Origin of the sequence: Streptomyces atroolivaceus, from assembly GCF_000717025.1 — a bacterium.
Lineage (GTDB): Bacteria > Actinomycetota > Actinomycetes > Streptomycetales > Streptomycetaceae > Streptomyces > Streptomyces atroolivaceus.
Genome location: NZ_JNXG01000013.1, coordinates 146486 through 165822, shown reverse-complemented (window position 1 = coordinate 165822; position 19337 = coordinate 146486). Strand labels below are relative to the sequence as shown.

The window sequence follows — 19337 nt, the reverse complement described above, 5'->3', positions numbered from 1 at the left end:
CACATAAGTAGCCGTTACTCGGCGGTTTCGAATCCATGACCGCTGGGAAATAGCCGTAGACACTCGCGGGCAACGACGCCTGCTCTCTGCGGTCTCCCCGGACGGTGATCCACAAGGATCCTTCCGATCATGACCCACCCGCACCACGACTCCGTGGTGTCCGCATGCTGGAACACTCTTTCCGCTTTTTGAGAAGCGTTCCATCATGTAACCTGCACGAAATTTCGCAGAGGGCCAGCGTCGTCCCTCGGCACAGCACATGCCACGACGACGACGGGAGAGCCGATGCGTTCCGACGCCTGGTCGCCCATGGACGGTCGCCCTGTCCAGCAGGGGATGTATGACCCCCGTAACGAGCACGACGCCTGTGGCGTCGGGTTCGTGGCCACTCTGACCGGTGTGGCCAGCCATGAGCTGGTCGAGCAGGCGCTGACCGTATTGCGCAACCTCGAACACCGCGGCGCCACAGGATCCGAGCCCGACTCGGGTGACGGTGCCGGCATTCTCCTTCAGGTCCCGGACGCCTTCCTCCGTGAAGAGGTCGCGTTCGAGCTCCCCGAGGCCGGCTCCTACGCCGTCGGCATCGCCTTCCTGCCCGCGGACGACGCCACCGACTCCGTGAAGCAGATCGAGAAGATCGCCGCCGAAGAGGGCCTCGACGTCCTCGGCTGGCGCCAGGTCCCGGTCACGCCGGACATCCTCGGCAACGGCGCCCGCGCCGTCATGCCGGAGTTCCGCCAGCTGGTCGTCGGCGACGGTACGAGCGCCGGCATCGCGCTGGACCGCAAGGCCTTCGTCCTGCGCAAGCGCGCCGAGCGTGAGGCCGGGGTGTACTTCCCCTCGCTCTCCGCACGCACGATCGTCTACAAGGGCATGCTCACCACCGGGCAGCTGGAGCCGTTCTTCCCGGACCTCTCCGACCGCCGCTTCGCCACCACGGTCGCGCTCGTCCACTCCCGCTTCTCCACCAACACCTTCCCCAGCTGGCCGCTCGCCCACCCGTACCGCTTCGTCGCGCACAACGGCGAGATCAACACGGTCAAGGGCAACCGCAACTGGATGAAGGCCCGCGAGTCCCAGCTCGCCTCCAGCCTCTTCGGCGAGGCGCAGCTCGACCGGATCTTCCCCGTCTGCACCCCGGACGCCTCCGACTCCGCCTCCTTCGACGAGGTCCTGGAGCTGCTCCACCTGGGCGGACGCTCGCTGCCGCACTCGGTGCTGATGATGGTCCCCGAGGCGTGGGAGAACCACGCGTCCATGGACCCGGCCCGCCGCGCCTTCTACCAGTACCACTCCACGATGATGGAGCCCTGGGACGGCCCGGCCTGCGTCACCTTCACCGACGGCACCCAGGTCGGTGCGGTCCTCGACCGCAACGGTCTGCGCCCCGGCCGCTACTGGGTCACCGACGACGGCCTCGTCGTCCTCTCCTCCGAGGTCGGCGTCCTGGACATCGACCCGGCCAAGGTCGTCCGCAAGGGCCGCCTCCAGCCCGGCAAGATGTTCCTCGTCGACACCGCCGAGCACCGCATCATCGAGGACGACGAGATCAAGGCGTCCCTGGCCGCCGAGAACCCGTACCAGGAGTGGCTGGAAACCGGCGAGATCGAGCTCGAGGACCTCCCCGAGCGCGAGCACATCGTCCACACCCACGCCTCGGTCACCCGCCGCCAGCAGACCTTCGGCTACACCGAGGAGGAGCTCCGCGTCCTCCTCGCCCCGATGGCCCGCACCGCAGGCGAACCCCTCGGCTCCATGGGCACCGACTCGCCGATCGCCGCGCTCTCCGAGCGCCCCCGGCTGCTCTTCGACTACTTCACCCAGCTGTTCGCCCAGGTCACCAACCCGCCGCTGGACGCCATCCGCGAAGAGCTCGTCACCTCGCTGCGCTCCACGCTCGGACCCCAGGGGAACATCCTGGAGCCGTCCGCCGCCGCGTGCCGGGCGGTCACGCTGCCCTTCCCGGTGATCGACAACGACGAGCTGGCCAAGCTCATACACATCAACGCCGACGGCGACATGCCGGGCATGAAGGCCGCCACCCTCTCCGGTCTCTACCGCGTCAGCGGTGGCGGCGAGGCCCTCGCCGCCCGGATCGAGCAGATCACCGCCGAGGTCGACGCCGCCATAGAGGACGGCGCCCGCCTCATCGTCCTGTCCGACCGGCACTCCGACGCCGAGCACGCGCCGATCCCCTCGCTGCTGCTCACCTCGGCCGTCCACCACCACCTCATCCGCACCAAGCAGCGCACCCAGGTGGGCCTGCTGGTCGAGGCCGGCGACGTCCGCGAGGTCCACCACGTCGCGCTCCTCATCGGATACGGCGCCGCCGCCGTCAACCCGTACCTCGCGATGGAGTCCGTCGAGGACCTCGTCCGCGCCGGTACGTTCATCGAGGGCATCGAGCCCGAGCTGGCCATCCGCAACCTGATCTACGCCCTCGGCAAGGGCGTCCTGAAGGTCATGTCCAAGATGGGCATCTCGACCGTCGCCTCCTACCGCGGCGCCCAGGTCTTCGAGGCCGTCGGCCTCGACGAGGCCTTCGTCGCCCAGTACTTCAACGGCACCGCCACCAAGATCGGCGGCGCCGGACTCGACGTCGTCGCCAAGGAGGTCGCCGCCCGGCACACCAAGGCGTACCCGGCCTCCGGCATCGCCGCGTCGCACCGTGCGCTGGAGATCGGCGGCGAGTACCAGTGGCGCCGCGAGGGCGAGCCGCACCTGTTCGACCCGGAGACGGTCTTCCGCCTCCAGCACGCCACCCGCAACCGCCGGTACGACATCTTCAAGAAGTACACCGGCCGGGTCAACGAGCAGTCCGAGCGCCTCATGACGCTCCGCGGCCTGTTCGGCTTCAAGAGCGGCCGCGAGCCGATCTCCATCGACGAGGTCGAGTCCGCCGCCGAGATCGTCAAGCGCTTCTCCACCGGCGCCATGTCGTACGGCTCCATCTCCCAGGAGGCGCACGAGACGCTCGCCGTCGCCATGAACCAGCTGGGCGGCAAGTCCAACACCGGTGAGGGCGGCGAGGACGCCGAGCGTCTCTACGACCCGGCGCGCCGCTCGTCCATCAAGCAGGTCGCCTCCGGCCGCTTCGGTGTCACCAGCGAGTACCTGGTCAACGCGGACGACATCCAGATCAAGATGGCGCAGGGCGCCAAGCCCGGCGAGGGCGGCCAGCTGCCCGGCCACAAGGTCTACCCGTGGGTCGCCAAGACCCGGCACTCCACCCCGGGCGTCGGCCTGATCTCGCCCCCGCCGCACCACGACATCTACTCCATCGAGGACCTGGCTCAGCTGATCCACGACCTCAAGAACGCCAACCCGGCGGCCCGCATCCACGTGAAGCTGGTCTCCGAGGTCGGCGTCGGAACGGTCGCCGCGGGTGTCTCCAAGGCCCACGCGGACGTCGTCCTCATCTCCGGCCACGACGGCGGCACGGGCGCCTCGCCGCTCACCTCGCTCAAGCACGCGGGCGGCCCCTGGGAGCTCGGCCTCGCCGAGACCCAGCAGACCCTGCTGCTCAACGGCCTGCGCGACCGCATCGTCGTCCAGACCGACGGCCAGCTCAAGACGGGCCGCGACGTCGTCATCGCCGCGCTGCTGGGCGCCGAGGAGTTCGGTTTCGCGACCGCGCCGCTCGTCGTCTCCGGCTGCGTCATGATGCGCGTCTGTCACCTCGACACCTGCCCGGTCGGCATCGCCACCCAGAACCCCGTCCTGCGCGACCGGTTCTCCGGCAAGGCCGAGTACATCGTCAACTTCTTCGAGTTCATCGCCGAAGAGGTCCGCGAGATCCTCGCCGAGCTCGGCTTCCGCACGATCGAGGAGGCCGTCGGCCACGCCGAACTCCTCGACACCGAGCGGGCCGTCACGCACTGGAAGGCACAGGGTCTCGACCTCGAGCCCCTCTTCTACGTGCCCGAGCTGCCCGAGGGCGCGGTGCGCCACCAGATCGCCGAGCAGGACCACGGCCTGGCCAAGGCCCTCGACAACGAGCTGATCAAGCTCGCGGCCGACGCCCTGGGCGCCGACAGCCCCGAGACCGCCCAGCCCGTCCGGGCCCAGGTCGCGATCCGCAACATCAACCGCACCGTCGGCACCATGCTGGGCCACGAGGTGACCAAGAAGTTCGGCGGTGCGGGCCTGCCCGACGACACCATCGACATCACCTTCACCGGTTCCGCGGGCCAGTCCTTCGGCGCGTTCGTACCGCGCGGTGTGACGCTGCGCCTGGAGGGCGACGCCAACGACTACGTCGGCAAGGGCCTCTCCGGCGGCCGCGTCATCGTCCGCCCGGACCGCGGTGCCGACCACCTCGCCGAGTACTCCACCATCGCCGGCAACACCATCGGCTACGGTGCGACCGGTGGCGAGCTGTTCCTCCGCGGCCGGACCGGCGAGCGCTTCTGCGTCCGCAACTCCGGTGCCACGGTCGTCTCGGAAGGTGTGGGCGACCACGGCTGCGAGTACATGACCGGCGGTCACGCGGTCGTCCTCGGCGAGACCGGGCGCAACTTCGCCGCGGGCATGTCCGGCGGTATCGCGTACGTCATCGACCTCGACCTCGACAACGTCAACACCGGCAACGTCGGCGCCGTCGAGCTGCTCGACGACACCGACAGGCAGTGGCTGCACGACGTCGTGCGCCGCCACCAGGAGGAGACCGGCTCCACGGTCGCCGAGAAGCTGCTGGCCGACTGGGACACGTCGGCCGCCCGCTTCAGCAAGATCATCCCGTCCACCTACAAGGCAGTGCTCGCCGCCAAGGACGCCGCTGAGCTCGCCGGTCTCTCCGAGCAGGAGACCACCGAGAAGATGATGGAGGCGGCGACCAATGGCTGACCCCAAGGGCTTCCTGACCACCGGACGCGAGGTCGCCGAGACCCGCCCCGTCGGCGAGCGTGTCAAGGACTGGAACGAGGTCTACGTTCCGGGATCGCTGCTCCCGATCATCAGCAAGCAGGCCGGCCGCTGCATGGACTGCGGCATCCCGTTCTGCCACAACGGCTGTCCGCTCGGAAACCTCATCCCCGAGTGGAACGACTACGCCTACCGCGAGGACTGGTCGGCGGCGTCCGAGCGCCTGCACGCCACGAACAACTTCCCGGAGTTCACGGGCCGCCTGTGCCCCGCTCCGTGCGAGTCGGCGTGCGTCCTCGGGATCAACCAGCCGGCCGTCACCATCAAGAACGTCGAAGTCAGCATCATCGACAAGGCGTGGGACAGCGGCGACGTCACCCCGCAGCCGCCCGAGCGCCTCTCCGGCAAGACCGTCGCCGTCATCGGCTCGGGCCCGGCGGGACTCGCCGCCGCCCAGCAGCTGACGCGGGCCGGGCACACGGTCGCCGTCTTCGAGCGCGCGGACCGCATCGGGGGACTCCTCCGCTACGGCATCCCCGAGTTCAAGATGGAGAAGTCGCACATCAACCGCCGCATCGAGCAGATGCGCGCGGAAGGCACCAAGTTCCGCACGGAGGTGGAGATCGGCAAGGACATCGACGCCGCCAAGCTCCGCCGCCGCTACGACGCCGTCGTCATCGCGGCCGGTGCCACCGTCTCCCGCGACCTGCCCGTCCCGGGCCGCGACCTCAAGGGCGTGCACTTCGCGATGGAGTACCTCCCGCTCGCCAACAAGGTGCAGGAGGGCGACCTGACCGTCTCCCCGATCACCGCCGAGGGCAAGCACGTCGTCGTCATCGGCGGCGGCGACACCGGCGCCGACTGCGTCGGCACCGCCCACCGCCAGGGCGCGGCCTCCGTCACCCAGCTGGAGATCATGCCGCAGCCGGGCGAGGAGCGTAACGCCAACCAGCCCTGGCCGACCTTCCCGATGCTCTACAAGGTCACCTCCGCGCACGAGGAGGGCGGCGAGCGGCTCTACTCCGTCTCCACCACCCACTTCGAGGGCGACGAGGACGGCAACGTCCAGTCGCTGCACCTCATCGAGGTGGAGTTCAAGGACGGCAAGCTGGAGCAGAAGGCCGGCACCGAGCGTGTCATCCCGGCCCAGCTCGTCACCCTGGCCATGGGGTTCACCGGCACCGACCAGGCCAACGGCCTCGTCCAGCAGTTCGGCCTGGAGCTCGACGAGCGCGGCAACGTCGCGCGCGACGAGAACTACGCGACCAACGTCGACGGCGTCTACGTCGCCGGTGACGCCGGCCGCGGCCAGTCCCTCATCGTCTGGGCCATCGCCGAGGGCCGCTCCGCGGCACGCGGCGTGGACCGCTTCCTGACCGGGACGAGCGCCCTGCACGCCCCGATCCGCCCGACGGACCGTTCCCTGACGGTCTGACCACGGCACACAGACGTCCCGTACAACGGCGTACGGAACTGAACGCGGCGCCCGCCCCGTCCCCGACCGGACAAGGGAGGGCGCCGCGGCGCGTTCTCCCGCGCACCGGCGTGCCGGGCACGGTTCGGTTCAGCTGACCAGCCACAGCGCCGACACCGCGGCCAGGGTGCCCGCCACCGACAGCACCAGCCCGGTGCCGAGGAACCGGCCCATGCCGATCCGCGTCCCGTGCAGGCGGCAGCGCTCGAACCACAGCAGCGTCGCCAACGACGCCCACGGGGTGACGAGCGGCCCCACATTGACGCCGATCAGCAGCGCCAGCAACTGCTCGCGGTTCGCCACCGGGACGACCGCCTCACCCGCCAGGTAGGCCGGCAGGTTGTTCAGGACGTTCGACAGTCCCGCGCCCACCGCCGCCGACCGCAGCAGACCCAGGAAGCCGTCGTCCGAGCCGAGCGCGGACTCCAGCAGTTCGTGGAGCCCGTGCGCGTTGACCGTCTGCACGACCAGGAACATCCCCGGGACCAGCACCAGCAGCCGCCACGGCACCAGCGACAGCCGCAGCTCCTGCCTGCGCCGAACGGCGAAGGCGGCCACGACGACCACCATCGCGGCCAGCGACGCCGACCACAGCGGCACGTCCGCCACCAGAATCGCCAGCAGGAAGCCCGCGCAGGCCACCGAACAGATGCGCAGCAGGACGGGATCCCCGGCCACCGGCGCGCCCGGCGGGGTGTACCGGTCCTGTCCCTCGCCGCGCCGGCCACGGCGCCAGTAGAAGACCCACAGGCATGCGGCCGTCACGGCGACCGACGCGAGCTGGGGCAGCCACATCACCGCGGCGTATCCGGACGGAGAGAGCGCCACCCGGTCCGCGGCCAGCAGGTTCGTCAGGTTCGAGACCGGCAGGAGCAGACTCGCGGTGTTGGCCAGCCACACCGTCGTCATCGCCAGGGGCAGCGCCGCGATCCCCAGCCGGGTCGCCAGCGCCAGCATCACGGGAGTGAGCAGCACCGCCGTGGTGTCCAGGTTCAGCGTGATCGTGGTGAGCGAGGCGAAGAGCACGCACAGCCCGAAGAGCAGCGGATAGCGCCCCCGCCCCGCCCGCGCCACCCAGGCCGCCACCACGTCGAAGACCTGGGCCCGGCCCGTCAGTTCGGCCATCACGATCACGGTGCCCAGGAACACCACCAGCGGCCCGACGCGGCGCATCTCGTCCGCGGCCGGGCCCGAGGGCAGCAGCCCGGTCACCACCGCGAGCAGCCCCAGGACCAGCAGGGCGCCCGCGAGCCAGTCGAGTGGATGCAGCCGCCGGACCAGCCCGGCGGGCCGCTCACCGGGCCCGTCGTCCCCCTGGCTCCCGGCCACCGGACGGCCCGCTGACACATCTCTCACCATGGGACGATGGTCTCAGAAGCAGACCCGGGTCACGGAACGGCCGGTTCGCCGTCAGGCCCCCGTCAGCGCGGCCGTCCGTACCGCGACGACGGCGGCCAGCAGCACGACCAGGACCACCCCGCCGGCCAGCTGCGTCGCGGACGTCCGCAGCTTCGCCGGCGCGTACGCGAGCCAGTAGGTCACCAGACCGCCGGTCAGCAGACCGCCGAGGTGCCCCTCCCACGAGGTGAACGCGGCGGAGACGACCATCCAGATCAGGAACCCCGCCATGAAGCGGTTGACCGCCCGCATGTCCCGCCCCAGGCGCCGGCTGATGACGTAGAAGGACGCCGCCAGGCCGAAGACCGCGCCCGAGGCACCCACCGCGGTCGTCTCCGGCGACACCAGGTACACCAGCACCGCACCGCCCAGCGCGGACAGCAGGTACAGCGCCAGATACCGCGCCCGGCCGAGCTGCCCCTCCACGACCCGGCCGAGATTCCACAGCGCGAGCATGTTGAAGACCAGGTGCATCACCCCGAACGAGGCGTCGGGCGGCAGATGCAGGAAGGCGCCCGTCAGCAGCCGGTACCACTCCCCGTCGGCCACCCCGGTCAACTCGAAGCCGGGATACGTCTCGCCCTTGTAGTAGTACTGCCCGCCCGACGGATCGACCAGCACCGCACCGAGCATCCCGAACCGGTCCACCGTCTCGTCCCGGGCCACCTCGACGACGTACGCGACGATGTTCAGCGCCATCAGCACGTACGTCACGACCGGTGTCGCCGCGCTCGGCACCGCGCCACCGAACAACGAGCGGGCCTGGCGCACCGAGCGCTGCCCCTCCTCCACGCACTCCACGCAGTGATGCCCGACCGACGCCTCACGCATGCAGTCGGGGCAGATGTACCGGTCGCAGCGCGTGCAGCGCACATACGTCTCGTACGACGGGTGGCGATAACACGTGGTGGCGGCGGCCTCCATGGCCGGCTCCTTCATTCGTGGACGGAGGGCCGCAGGGGGCGGCGGCGCTCAAGATAGCGAACGCCGGTGAACAGCGGCGCACCTGGGTGCCGGGGTGCCATACGCTCGGAACTCCCGCAGCCGCCAGGGCACGAGCCCGCGCCCGATCGGAGACCCACGTGACCGGCTCCCCCGACTCCGCAGGTGCGGCCATCAGTCTGCAGAAGGTACGGGACCGGGCACCGGCGCTCGCCGGCCTCTACGAGAACGCCGGACTGTCCCTGGAGAAGCACGGGATGAGCGGAGTACGGGCCGCCGTCTACCTGGTGCTCGACTACTCCGGTTCGATGAGGGAGTACTACAAGGACGGCAGTGTCCAGGCCCTGGCCGACCGGGTGCTCGGGCTCTCGGCCCATCTGGACGACGACGGACAGGTGCCCGTCGTCCTGTTCTCCACGGACATCGACGCCGTCACGGGCATATCCCTCGACAACCACCACGGCCGCATCGACACGATCGTGGCCGGGCTCGGGCACATGGGGAAGACCAGCTACCACCTGGCCATGGACGCCGTCATCGACCACTACCTCGACAGCGGCTCGACCGCGCCCGCCCTCGTCGTCTTCCAGACGGACGGCGGCCCGCTCAGCAAACACGCGGCGGAACGCTACCTCTGCAAGGCGGCGAAACTGCCGCTGTTCTGGCAGTTCATCGGCTTCGGGAACAAGCGGAGCTCGCAGTTCGACTTCCTGCGCAGGCTCGACGAACTCGCCGTGCCGGCCAAGCGGCCCGTCGACAACGCGGGTTTCTTCCACGCGGGATCCGACCCCCGCGCCCTCCCGGACCCCGAGCTGTACGACCGGCTGGTCGCCGAATTCCCGCGCTGGCTCGCGGCGGCCCGCGCCCAGGGACTCGTGAGGTGAACCCGGGGCTCCCGCCCAGGGCGCGCGGCGATCGCGAGGAGGCGGTGTCCGATCCGGGGGCACGGGGAGCACGAGGGTGCGGCGTCCCGCCCGATCCGGGGGCACGGGGAGCACGAGGGTGCGGCGTCCGATCCGGTGAGGCGCCGCGAAACACGACAGAAGATGTCCGGTTGACCGGGTTTGATGACGCCCATGACATCGAGCGTGACACCGAGTTCGTGGCAGGACTTCCGCGCGGCCGAGCCCGCCTTCGCCGACGCGGCCCAGAAACGGTTCCAGCAGTACAAGCACCACGTCCTCGCGACGCTGCGCGCGGACGGCTCGCCCCGGGTCACCGGTCTGGAGGTGGAGTTCCGGATGGACGCGCTGTGGTTCGGCATGATGCCGAACTCCCGCAAGGCGCTGGACCTGCGGCGCGACCCCCGCTTCGCCGTCCAGGCCAACCCGGGACCCGACGCGGAGATGGCCGACGGGGACATCCGTGTCTCCGGACGGGCCGTGGAGGTCACCGACGCCGCCGTGCTGGCCCGCTTCATCGAGGAGGTCACCCCACCGGAGCCCTTCCTCCTCTTCCGTGCCGAGCTCGCCGAGGTGGTCCGCACCGGCCTCGACGGCGACGACCTCGTCGTACAGGTCTGGCGCCCCGGACACCCCCTGCGCACCCTGCGCAGGGGCGCCGACGACAGTCCCGTCCGGGAGTCGTGACGTCCTGACCTGCGGCCATGCGGTGCGGAGCGCCGCGTGGCCGGGCGGACAATGGGGGAGTGCCTACCAAGAAGAAGCCCACGGCGACCTCCCGGCCCGAGCGCCGCCCCGAACTGCTGGCCATCGCAGCAGAGGTCTTCGCCGCACAGGGATACGACGCCACCACCGTCCGCCGGATCGCGGACGAGGCCGGGATGCTCGCCGGCAGCCTCTACCACCACTTCGACTCGAAGGAATCGATGGTGGACGAGATCCTCTCCACCTTCCTGGCCGGTCTGCGGACCACGTACGACGCCGTACTCGACGCCGGGCTCGGCCCCAGGGAGACGCTCGAAGCGCTGGTCACCGAGTCCTTCCGCCACATCGGGCGGAACCTCGCCGCCGCCGCCATCTACCGGACGGAAGCAGCGCACCTCGCCACCCGGCCCGGCTTCCAGTACCTCGCCGAGGCGCGGCCGGTGCTCGAGCGGGCTCTGCGCCGCACGCTGGAGCGCGGTGTCGCCGACGGGGTGTTCCGGGCCGGTCTCGACACCCGGCTCACGGGCCGCTTCGTGCGCGACGCCGTCTGGGGCGCGGCTGCCTGGGGCCCGACGGGCGCCACCGACGCACCCGACGAACTCGCCCGCCCCTACCTCGCACTCCTGCTGGACGGCCTCGCGCCGCGACCCTGACGCCGCCGGGCGGTGCCCGTTCGGCGTAAGCCCCGCCACGGTTCCGCCTGCCCGCGGTGCGAGGTCCGGGGGCCAGCCGGTGTGGCATTCAGGTGAACCGGCCTCCCGCGCGAGGGCCCGGCGCCTCGTCGGGACCCCTCTGCGGAACGAGAGGTTCCGCGACGCGGCGAAGGGCCCTCGGCCCTTGGGGGAACAGAGCGGGAAGCATCCGCGAACGCTTTCGGAACCCGCCGTGAACGGTCTCCGCCGCCGCGCTGGTCAGCCGGATTCCCGGCGCGCCGGGGCAGTCCGATCTGCCGCTCGCCGACAGAACGTGCTACGGTTGCCGAGTTGCAGTTTTGGTACCCATGAACTTTATGTGCGCCTGACGGGAACCCTCCTCAGGCGCTTTATTGTTTTCCGGCTTTCTCCGGATGGGGCTCAATGCGGCGACTTGGAATTCGTAAAGTGCGGATTTCCGGCACTGCACCTCTTTTAGGAGAATGACATGGCTACTGGAACCGTGAAGTGGTTCAACTCGGAAAAGGGCTTCGGCTTCATCGAGCAGGACGGCGGCGGCGCCGACGTCTTCGCCCACTACTCCAACATCGCCACCCAGGGCTTCCGTGAGCTCCAGGAGGGCCAGAAGGTCTCCTTCGACGTCACGCAGGGCCAGAAGGGCCCGCAGGCGGAGAACATCGTCCCGGCCTAATTGCCGGACGCGTACCTCGCAGCCGGGGCCCGCACCGTGAAGGTGCGGGCCCCGGTTTGTGCTGTTTCCGGCTCACCCTTTTTCCCGGTTCGGTTCCGCAACCGGGACACCTGCTCTGTGCTTGCATCCTGGGGCGCACATCAAGCAGTCCGCAGCAGTCGGCAGTAACCCCAGGAATCCCCCAGGAGGGCAATTCCGTATGACCCGCTCCGAACGCCAGGACCGACCGACCCGCACCCGCCCGATAAAGGGGCGTGGCCCGGACCGGGCACAGGCGAACCCCCGAGGATCCGGCAAGGCACCGGCCCGCCGCAGGACCGCGCCCGCCCAGGGCGGCGAGTTCGCCCTGCCGGAGACGCTGACCCCCGCGCTGCCCGCCGTCGACGCGTTCGCCGAGCTGGACATGCCCGCCGCGCTGCTGAAGACCCTCGCCGCACAGGGCGTCACCGACCCCTTCCCCATCCAGGGCGCCACCCTGCCGAACTCGCTGGCAGGCCGGGACATCCTCGGCCGTGGCCGCACGGGCTCCGGCAAGACCCTGGCCTTCGGCCTGGCGCTGCTCGCCCGTACCGCGGGCCGCCGCTCCGAGCCGCACGCCCCGCTGGCGCTCGTCCTCGTCCCCACCCGTGAGCTCGCCCAGCAGGTCACGGACGCGCTGACGCCGTACGCCACCTCTGTGAACCTGCGCGTCGCCACCGTCGTCGGCGGCATGTCGATCAGCAGGCAGTCCGGCGCGCTGCGCCGGGGCGCCGAGGTGCTCGTCGCCACGCCGGGCCGCCTCAAGGACCTCATCGAGCGCGGCGACTGCCGGCTCGACCAGGTGTCGATCACCGTCCTCGACGAGGCCGACCAGATGGCCGACATGGGCTTCATGCCGCAGGTCGTCGCGCTCCTCAAGCAGGTGGAGACGGACGGGCAGCGCATGCTGTTCTCCGCGACCCTCGACAAGAACATCGACCGGCTGGTCAAGATGTTCCTCACCGATCCGGTCGTGCACTCGGTCGACCCGTCGGCCGGTGCCGTCACCACGATGGAGCACCATGTGCTGCACGTGGCGGACGAGACGGACAAGAAGGCCGTCGCCACCCGGATCGCCGCCCGCGACGGACGGGTGATCATGTTCGTGGACACCAAGCGTGCCGCGGACCGCTTCGCCAAGCGGCTCCTCGCCAGTGGTGTGCGGGCCGCGGCCCTGCACGGCGGCCGGTCCCAGCCGCAGCGCAACCGGACGCTGGACCAGTTCAAGAACGGCCAGGTCACCGCGCTCGTGGCGACGAACGTGGCAGCCCGGGGCATCCACGTCGACGACCTGGACCTGGTCGTCAACGTGGACCCGCCGACCGACCACAAGGACTACCTCCACCGTGGCGGGCGCACCGCGCGCGCCGGGGAGTCGGGCAGCGTCGTCACGCTCGTGCTGCCCGAGGAGAAGCGCGAGATGACCCGGCTGATGCAGGACGCGGGCATCGCGCCGCGCACCACCCGGATCAAGTCCAGCGACGAGGAGCTCAGCAGGATCACGGGTGCCCGTGAGCCGTCCGGCGTGGCCATCGTCATCGAGGTGCCGCAGCCGACGCAGCCCAAGCCGCGTACGCGCGGCGCGAGCCAGGGCGCCGGCCAGGCGGCCGGCGGCTCCTTCCGCTCGGGCAGCCGCGGCCGTGGCCGGCGCGGTGGAACGGGCGCGGGCTCGGGCGCCGCACAGGGCGGAACCGGAGGCTCGGCTCGCGGTGGTGCGGGCGGTGGCGCGCGGGGCGGCGCCGGCGGCGGTGCGGCTCGCGGTGGATCCGGCGGTGGTGGCGGAGCCGCCCGTACCGCCGGTGCCGGCCGGGCCGGCGGCGCGGGGCGCGGAAGCGCTCCCGCCCGTGGCCGCCGGGCGGCGTGATCACCGGGTGCGGTGGCCGGTCCTGCCGGCCACCGCACCCCGCGCCCGCCCCCGGGACCTCGGCCGAGCCTGACCTCGGCCGCGCGTGAACTCGGTCGCGAGGGCCGGGTTCAGATCCTGGTCATCGTCGACGTGTATCCACCCCCGCCGGGGTAGACCCAGTCGCCGGTCATCGTGGCGCCGTCGGAGCTGAACGTGCCCGCGTAGTAGGCAGGGCTGCCCTTCGCCCCGGCCCAGATGGTGAGCTTGTCGCCGTTCAGCTCGTAGACGTAGTCGAACGTGTTTCCGTTCGAGTCGTAGTACCGCGACACCACGTCCGCGCCGGCCGGCTCGCCGAACGGGCGCAGGTTCCCGATCAGCTCCAGGCCGTTGACCGGCTCGCCGAACTGGGTGAGCTCGACGTGCTGGCTCAGGAAGAACCGGCCGGGCATCCACTCGTACCTCACGGTCCCCTCGGCGCCGCCGGTCACCGCCCAGGTGCCGACCAGGCGGTCCAGGGCCTTCAGTTCGGCGCTCGGTTCCCGGATCTCAGACATCTCGTCCTCCTTGGTGGGTTCTCGCGGCTACCTCGAGACCGCCCACCGGTTCTCGACACTCCTCGCGTGTGATGTGGATCACAATGAGGGGATGTCGAGATCCCTGATCCGGCCACGAGGTAGCGGGCAGACCCACAGGGAGGAAGTCATGACAGAGACCACTGCCGCCCCCGCCGTCCGCGGCTCGGACCGGCCGCTGATCACCGTGCGGTGCGTGCGCCGCCGGTCCGTCCTTCCGGACGTGCCCGACGGTGCCACCGTGCTGGTGCCGGTAGTGCCCGGGTCACCCCGCCGCATGAGCATCCGGACCGCCGAGGACAGGCCGGTCGCCTTCTCCAGGGCGACTCTCCCCGCACTCTCCCCGTGCCGCACGCGCTGACCTACCATCGCCAAGCACGAACGGAGAGGGGACCCGTGAAGTACCTGCTGCTCGGATACACGTCAGCCGCCGCCTGGGACGCCGCGACCGCCGACGCCCCGACGGAGGAGGCGCTGGCCGCCTTCGCCGTGTACCAGAGGTTCGAGAAGGAACTGCTCGAAACCGGAGAGCTCGTCGGCACCGAGGGTCTGGGGCACCCGGCGGTCAGCACCACGGTGAACCGGACACCGGACGGCGTGATGCTGACCGACGGACCGTTCGCCGAGCTCAAGGAGGTCCTGGCCAGCTTCGCCGTCATCGACGTGGCCGGCCGGGAGCGGGCCCTGGAGATCGCCTCGCGGATCGTGGAGGTACTGGGTGAACCGATCGAGGTCCGGCCGATCATGGGAGAGGACTTCACGGCATGACCGGCCGGCCCCCACGAGGCCCGTCGCCGGCAGCGCCCCGCACCGGCCGGTGAACGGCGGACCGGACACGGCCACGGACGTCGAGTCCCTGCTCCGTGCCGAAGCGCCGCAGGTGCTCGGCGCGTTGGTACGGCGCTTCGGGCGCTTCGACATCGCCGAGGACGCCGTACAGGAGGCGCTGCTGGCGGCGAGCCGGACGTGGCCGGCCGACGGCGTGCCGGAGAACCCGCGCAGCTGGCTGATCCGGGTCGGCTACCGGCGGATGGTCGACCTGCTCCGCTCCGACCAGGCACGGCGCCGCCGCGAGCGGGAAGCCTGCATGGCCGAACTGGCCATGCGGGAACCGGACCGCCGGCGAGGTCCGGTGCAGGAGGCCGACGACGGACTCACCCTGCTGCTGCTCTGCTGCCACCCCGCGCTGAGCCCCGCCTCCCAGGTGGCGCTCACCCTGCGCGCGGTCGGCGGTCTGACGACCGCCGAGATCGCGCACGCCCATGGAACGGCCGAGGCCACTCTGGGGACGCGGATCAGCCGCGCCAAACAGCAGCTGGCCCGCGCCGGCGCCCGCTTCACCGCGCCGACCGCCGACGACCGGCACAGCCGCATGACCGCCGTCATGCGGGTCCTCTACCTGATTTTCAACGAGGGCTACACGGCCTCCGCCGGCGACGAACTCGCCCGCGTCGACCTGACCGGCGAGGCGATCAGGCTGACCCGAATGCTCGGCGACACGGCTCCGGACGACGCCGAGGTGACCGGACTGCTGGCACTGATGCTGCTCACCGAGTCGCGCCGCGCGGCCCGCATCGGCGACGACGGCGCGCTGGTGCCGCTCGACGAGCAGGACCGCACGCTCTGGAACCGCGATCTGATCCGCGAGGGCACCCGGCTGATCGACGGCGTCTGGAGCCGGCGCGCGACGGGCCCGTACCAGCTGCAGGCGGCGATCGCGGCCCTGCACGCGGCGGCCGCGACGCCGGAGCGGACGGACTGGCCGCAGATCGCGATGCTGTACCTGTGGCTCGAACGCCTCACCCCGACCGCGCCGGTGCGGCTGAGCCGGGTGGTCGCGGTCGCCCAGGCCTACGGGCCGGCCCGGGGGATGGCACTGCTCGACGACCTCGACCGGCGCCACGGACTGGCTCAGGACCCACTCACCCGGCAGCGGGAACGCGCGGTGCGCGCCCACCTGCTGCAGATGACCGGCGACGCGGCAGCCGCGACGACGCTGTACCGCGAGGCGGCCGCGCTGACCGGCAACCAGGTCGAGCGCCGTTACCTGCTCGACGAGGCCGACCGCCTCACCTGACCGGCACGACCCCTGCCGCTGCCGGCCCCTCGCCCCCCCCGGCCGTCACGCGGCCGCCGCGCGTCACGACGTACAGACCGCCGCGACCCCAGGGCCGTGGACGACCCGTCGGACGGCCGAGCTCACTCCGTGGCGGGCGTCAGGCTGTCCGGGTCCTTCTTCTCGTACCGGTCGAGCGCCCGCGCCGCCGCGTCGGCCGGTGCCGGGCCGGCGGCGTCGGCCAGCTCCCGCAGCAGCGGAACCGCCCGCGCGGCGAACGGTTTGCCGCCGGTGTGGAAGCCGAGCCGCGCCAGCACGTCCACACCGAACGCCTGCCGCAGCGGATCCTCGCTCGCCGTCCAGGCGGCCGCCGCCCGGAACGTCTCCTCGTCGCCGCGCAGCCACAGCGTCCCGACCGCCACCAGCCAGTTGTCCACGCCGGGGCCCCCGCCCCGCAGCGCCCGGTCGGCCAGTTCCTCGAACGGGGCCCGCAGCCCCAGCTCGTTCTCCAGGAGCGTCGCGATCGCCCCGTGCCCGGTCTGCAGGTCCTGGGACGCGAACGGCTCCCCGTCCCGCAGGAGTTCGACCGTGACGGTCACCCCGCCGTCCACCGGCGCGCGGCGCACCGCACCCTGGCCGCCCTCGTCCCCGTACGCGCGCCGCAGCCCGCTGCGCAGCTCCTGCTCCACGTCCAGGGTGAGCATGCGCCGGGCCTCGTCCAGCGCGGGGGACAGGCCGCGGGCGCCGTGCCGGAGCAGGGCCCGCACGGTGGGCACCGATCCCCGGCGGGCCGCGACCACCAGCGGGACCTCCCCCTGCGGGCCGGGCAGGTCCGGGTCCGCACCATGGGCGAGGAGGGCCTCCGCGACCCGCGCGTGGCCGAGCCCCGCCGCCCAGCGCAGCGCGGTGAAGCCGAACTCCTCGGGCAGGTCCGGTGCCGCCCCCGCGGACAGGAGTGCGCCGACGACCTCGGTATGGCCTCCGCACGCCGCCCCGCACAGCGGCAGATCACCCGCCTCCGGACCGCTAGCCCGGTTCGGGTCCGCACCCGCGGCCAGCAGCAGCCGGACCGTGCCGGGCAGGTCCTCCACCGACGCCAGGTACAGCGCGGTCGTCCCCTCCTCGTCGCTCGACTCGGCGGACGCGCCCGCGCGAAGCACCCGTACGACGGCGTCCTCACCGTCGTACAACGCCTCGAATAGGCTGCTCGCGCCCCCAACCGGACCATTCGTCATACACCGACCCTACGGCCACCCCGGTCCCGGACGATCTTTCAGGTGTCGCACTCCAGCACCGTGCGGCACAGTCCGCACCGGGCCCGCGTCCGGCCCCGGACCGGAACCCGGACGCGCTGGTGGCAGGTGGGGCAGGGGAAGCAGACCCGGAGCCCTTCGGGCCCGCCCTCGAAGGAGTAGGGAACGGACGGGTCCGGTGCGGTGCCCGGGTTCCCCCCAGCGTGACGGCGGTCCTTGGCGTAGCGGCGCCTGCCCGCCCATCCCGCGGCCGTCAGCGGGGGCCGCTGCAGATCACGCAGGGCCTCGGCCCGGCCCCTGGTGTACGCCGTGTACGCCTGAGGGCTGGTGAACCACACGGAGGGGTCCTCACCGAAGACCAGCGCGCGCTTGGCGAGTACGTAACCGAACTCCTCGGGCGTGAGGTAGCCGAGCTTCTGGCTGGAGACCGCGTCCTGACGGAAGGCGTCCAGCAGGAGCCAGCCCGCGCCGAGATAGGCCGTCACGGTGTCCGTCAGGATCTCGTTGTCGCGGGTGCCGGGCAGCTCCAGCCCCAGCCGGTGCAGCAGCACATGCGTGATCTCGTGCGCCAGCGCCGCCCCGATGTCCCTGCGGTGTGTGCGGAACCGGTCGTTCAGCTCGATGAAGTACTCGGGTCCCGCGGTGAGTTCGACGCTCGCGGCGTGTTCCATCCGGCGGAAGCCGACGACGACACGGGCCTGCGGCAGACGCAGGTGCCGCACCAGGGCGCCCGCAACCCGCTGAGCGCCCAGGTGCAGATCGTCCACGTCGGAGAAGGCGGCGTCCGCCGGGACGAGGCTCGTGTCGTAGGCGTGCACGCCGTCGGGGGAGATCCGCCGGTAGAGCGCGGTGATCGCGGACCGGACCGCGTCGAGATGCGGGAACCCGTGGGCGACCGGACCGCCGTCCCCATCGCTGCCGTCGCTCACGTCCGAACCCCCATCAATGGCGCTCAACGGACCTTCACTCTAGGCCGGTCCCGGAGGAACCGGCCTGGAAGCGGCAGAGGATCTTGGCCGGAAACCCTGCCTTGTGACAGCGGTGACCGCTTCCCGATAATCGGATGGCTCTTGTCGGGGGCATGGCGAGAATCGCCTCGACCTGCCCCTGACCAGGACACGCACGCCCGCACGCCTGCATGAGCAACCCACATCGACCCCCCACCGAAAGCAGGCACAGCCCGTGAAACAGCTTCTGCGCACCCTCAAGAGATGCTCCGTCATCGCCGCGGTCGCCCTCGCCACCCTCAGCCTCCAGCCGTCGACCGCCTCCGCCGCCCCCGCACCCGTCGTCGGCGGCACCCGCGCCGCCCAGGGTGAATTCCCCTTCATGGTCCGGCTCTCCATGGGCTGCGGCGGCGCCCTCTACAGCCCGACCGTCGTCCTCACCGCCGCCCACTGCGTCAGCCGATCCGGCAACAACACCTCCATCACCGCCACCGCCGGAGTCGTCGACCTCCAGTCGTCCTCCGCCGTCAAGGTCCGCTCCACCAAGGTCCTCCAGGCACCCGGCTACAACGGCGTCGGCAAGGACTGGGCACTGATCAAGCTCGCCCAGCCCATCAACCAGCCCACGCTGAAGATCGCCACCACCACCGCCTACGACACCGGAACCTTCACCGTCGCCGGCTGGGGCGCCGCCACCGAGGGCGGCGGCCAGCAGCGCTACCTCCTCAAGGCCAACGTCCCCTACGTCTCCGACGCCACCTGCCAACAGGCCTACGGCAGCGACCTCGTACCCAGCCAGGAGATCTGCGCCGGCTACGTCAGCGCCGGCGGTGTGGACACCTGCCAGGGTGACTCCGGCGGCCCCATGTTCCGCAAGGACAACGCCGGAGCCTGGATCCAGGTCGGCATCGTCAGCTGGGGCGAGGGCTGCGCACGGCCCGGCTACCCCGGCGTGTACACCCAGGTGTCGACCTTCGCCTCCGCCATCGCGTCGGCCGCCGCGACCCTCTGACCCGC

General features: G+C 71.3%; 16 protein-coding genes. 11 read left to right on the top strand and 5 right to left on the bottom strand.

Annotated features, from left to right (window positions below; translation table 11 throughout):
- The first annotated feature begins 285 nt into the window (after positions 1 to 285).
- Together gltB and OO67_RS23535 are read left to right on the top strand one after the other, a co-directional pair.
- Positions 286 to 4845: a glutamate synthase large subunit gene (gene gltB / locus OO67_RS23540; RefSeq protein ID WP_033303220.1), complete on the top strand. Its 4560-nt coding sequence runs from the start codon at positions 286 to 288 to the stop codon at positions 4843 to 4845.
- Positions 4838 to 6298, top strand: a complete 1461-nt coding sequence (locus OO67_RS23535) for a glutamate synthase subunit beta (RefSeq protein ID WP_033303218.1) — start codon at positions 4838 to 4840, stop codon at positions 6296 to 6298. Before gltB ends, OO67_RS23535 begins: the two co-directional genes overlap by 8 nt.
- 129 nt (positions 6299 to 6427) lie before the next feature.
- Here the strand turns inward: OO67_RS23535 and OO67_RS23530 are convergent, their stop codons facing one another.
- Both OO67_RS23530 and OO67_RS23525 read right to left on the bottom strand, forming a co-directional pair.
- On the bottom strand, positions 6428 to 7696 hold the full coding sequence (locus tag OO67_RS23530; protein ID WP_033303217.1) for an SLC13 family permease: 1269 nt from the start codon (positions 7694 to 7696) through the stop codon (positions 6428 to 6430).
- Between the two features lie 51 nt (positions 7697 to 7747).
- A complete protein-coding gene (locus tag OO67_RS23525) occupies positions 7748 to 8659 on the bottom strand; it encodes a rhomboid family intramembrane serine protease (protein ID WP_033303215.1) in 912 nt (303 codons plus the stop codon).
- A 158-nt stretch (positions 8660 to 8817) separates the two neighbouring features.
- On the opposite strand from OO67_RS23525, the gene OO67_RS23520 reads away from it, so the two are divergent.
- The 5 genes from OO67_RS23520 (at position 8818) to OO67_RS23500 (ending at position 13510) form a co-directional block, all read left to right on the top strand.
- A complete protein-coding gene (locus OO67_RS23520) occupies positions 8818 to 9561 on the top strand; it encodes a vWA domain-containing protein (RefSeq protein WP_033303214.1) in 744 nt (247 codons plus the stop codon).
- A 183-nt stretch (positions 9562 to 9744) separates the two neighbouring features.
- Complete coding sequence (locus OO67_RS23515; protein ID WP_033303213.1) at positions 9745 to 10266, top strand: pyridoxamine 5'-phosphate oxidase family protein; 522 nt, start codon at positions 9745 to 9747, stop codon at positions 10264 to 10266.
- A gap of 59 nt (positions 10267 to 10325) precedes the next feature.
- Positions 10326 to 10937: a TetR/AcrR family transcriptional regulator gene (locus tag OO67_RS23510; protein ID WP_033303212.1), complete on the top strand. Its 612-nt coding sequence runs from the start codon at positions 10326 to 10328 to the stop codon at positions 10935 to 10937.
- Positions 10938 to 11424: 487 nt separating this feature from the next.
- Entirely contained in the window at positions 11425 to 11628 is a 204-nt protein-coding gene (locus tag OO67_RS23505; RefSeq protein WP_015607926.1) for a cold-shock protein, read from the top strand.
- Between the two features lie 199 nt (positions 11629 to 11827).
- Positions 11828 to 13510, top strand: coding sequence for a DEAD/DEAH box helicase (locus OO67_RS23500; RefSeq protein WP_033303210.1), 1683 nt, complete (start codon positions 11828 to 11830; stop codon positions 13508 to 13510).
- Between the two features lie 110 nt (positions 13511 to 13620).
- Here the strand turns inward: OO67_RS23500 and OO67_RS23495 are convergent, their stop codons facing one another.
- Complete coding sequence (locus OO67_RS23495) at positions 13621 to 14046, bottom strand: hypothetical protein (RefSeq protein WP_033303209.1); 426 nt, start codon at positions 14044 to 14046, stop codon at positions 13621 to 13623.
- Positions 14047 to 14194: 148 nt separating this feature from the next.
- Here OO67_RS23495 and OO67_RS23490 point away from each other — a divergent pair, with 148 nt between their 5' ends.
- From OO67_RS23490 to OO67_RS23480, 3 genes are read left to right on the top strand one after another with little or no spacing between them, the layout of a single operon-like run.
- Entirely contained in the window at positions 14195 to 14425 is a 231-nt protein-coding gene (locus OO67_RS23490) for a hypothetical protein (protein WP_033303207.1), read from the top strand.
- Positions 14426 to 14460: 35 nt separating this feature from the next.
- Entirely contained in the window at positions 14461 to 14832 is a 372-nt protein-coding gene (locus tag OO67_RS23485; RefSeq protein ID WP_033303206.1) for a YciI family protein, read from the top strand.
- Between the two features lie 49 nt (positions 14833 to 14881).
- A complete protein-coding gene (locus OO67_RS23480; protein ID WP_033303205.1) occupies positions 14882 to 16141 on the top strand; it encodes an RNA polymerase sigma factor in 1260 nt (419 codons plus the stop codon).
- Positions 16142 to 16263: 122 nt separating this feature from the next.
- On the opposite strand, the gene OO67_RS23475 is transcribed toward OO67_RS23480, so the two are convergent.
- Both OO67_RS23475 and OO67_RS23470 read right to left on the bottom strand, forming a co-directional pair.
- Positions 16264 to 17355, bottom strand: coding sequence for an ankyrin repeat domain-containing protein (locus OO67_RS23475; protein ID WP_051709700.1), 1092 nt, complete (start codon positions 17353 to 17355; stop codon positions 16264 to 16266).
- 38 nt (positions 17356 to 17393) lie between these two features.
- Positions 17394 to 18302 (bottom strand): hypothetical protein, encoded by a 909-nt coding sequence (locus OO67_RS23470; RefSeq protein WP_033303204.1) that lies wholly within the window; start codon positions 18300 to 18302, stop codon positions 17394 to 17396.
- A gap of 253 nt (positions 18303 to 18555) precedes the next feature.
- Here OO67_RS23470 and OO67_RS23465 point away from each other — a divergent pair, with 253 nt between their 5' ends.
- Positions 18556 to 19332, top strand: a complete 777-nt coding sequence (locus OO67_RS23465; protein ID WP_033303202.1) for a S1 family peptidase — start codon at positions 18556 to 18558, stop codon at positions 19330 to 19332.
- Positions 19333 to 19337 lie beyond the last annotated feature (5 nt).

Excerpts from the sequence above, each read along its gene's own strand:
- gltB (WP_033303220.1), top strand. The coding sequence starts at position 286 with ATGCGTTCCGACGCCTGGTCGCCCATGGACGGTCGCCCTGTCCAGCAG.
- OO67_RS23535 (WP_033303218.1), top strand. The coding sequence starts at position 4,838 with ATGGCTGACCCCAAGGGCTTCCTGACCACCGGACGCGAGGTCGCCGAG.
- OO67_RS23530 (WP_033303217.1), bottom strand. The coding sequence starts at position 7,696 with ATGGTGAGAGATGTGTCAGCGGGCCGTCCGGTGGCCGGGAGCCAGGGG.
- OO67_RS23525 (WP_033303215.1), bottom strand. The coding sequence starts at position 8,659 with ATGGAGGCCGCCGCCACCACGTGTTATCGCCACCCGTCGTACGAGACG.
- OO67_RS23515 (WP_033303213.1), top strand. The coding sequence starts at position 9,745 with ATGACGCCCATGACATCGAGCGTGACACCGAGTTCGTGGCAGGACTTC.
- OO67_RS23505 (WP_015607926.1), top strand. The coding sequence starts at position 11,425 with ATGGCTACTGGAACCGTGAAGTGGTTCAACTCGGAAAAGGGCTTCGGC.
- OO67_RS23500 (WP_033303210.1), top strand. The coding sequence starts at position 11,828 with ATGACCCGCTCCGAACGCCAGGACCGACCGACCCGCACCCGCCCGATA.
- OO67_RS23495 (WP_033303209.1), bottom strand. The coding sequence starts at position 14,046 with ATGTCTGAGATCCGGGAACCGAGCGCCGAACTGAAGGCCCTGGACCGC.
- OO67_RS23490 (WP_033303207.1), top strand. The coding sequence starts at position 14,195 with ATGACAGAGACCACTGCCGCCCCCGCCGTCCGCGGCTCGGACCGGCCG.
- OO67_RS23475 (WP_051709700.1), bottom strand. The coding sequence starts at position 17,355 with ATGACGAATGGTCCGGTTGGGGGCGCGAGCAGCCTATTCGAGGCGTTG.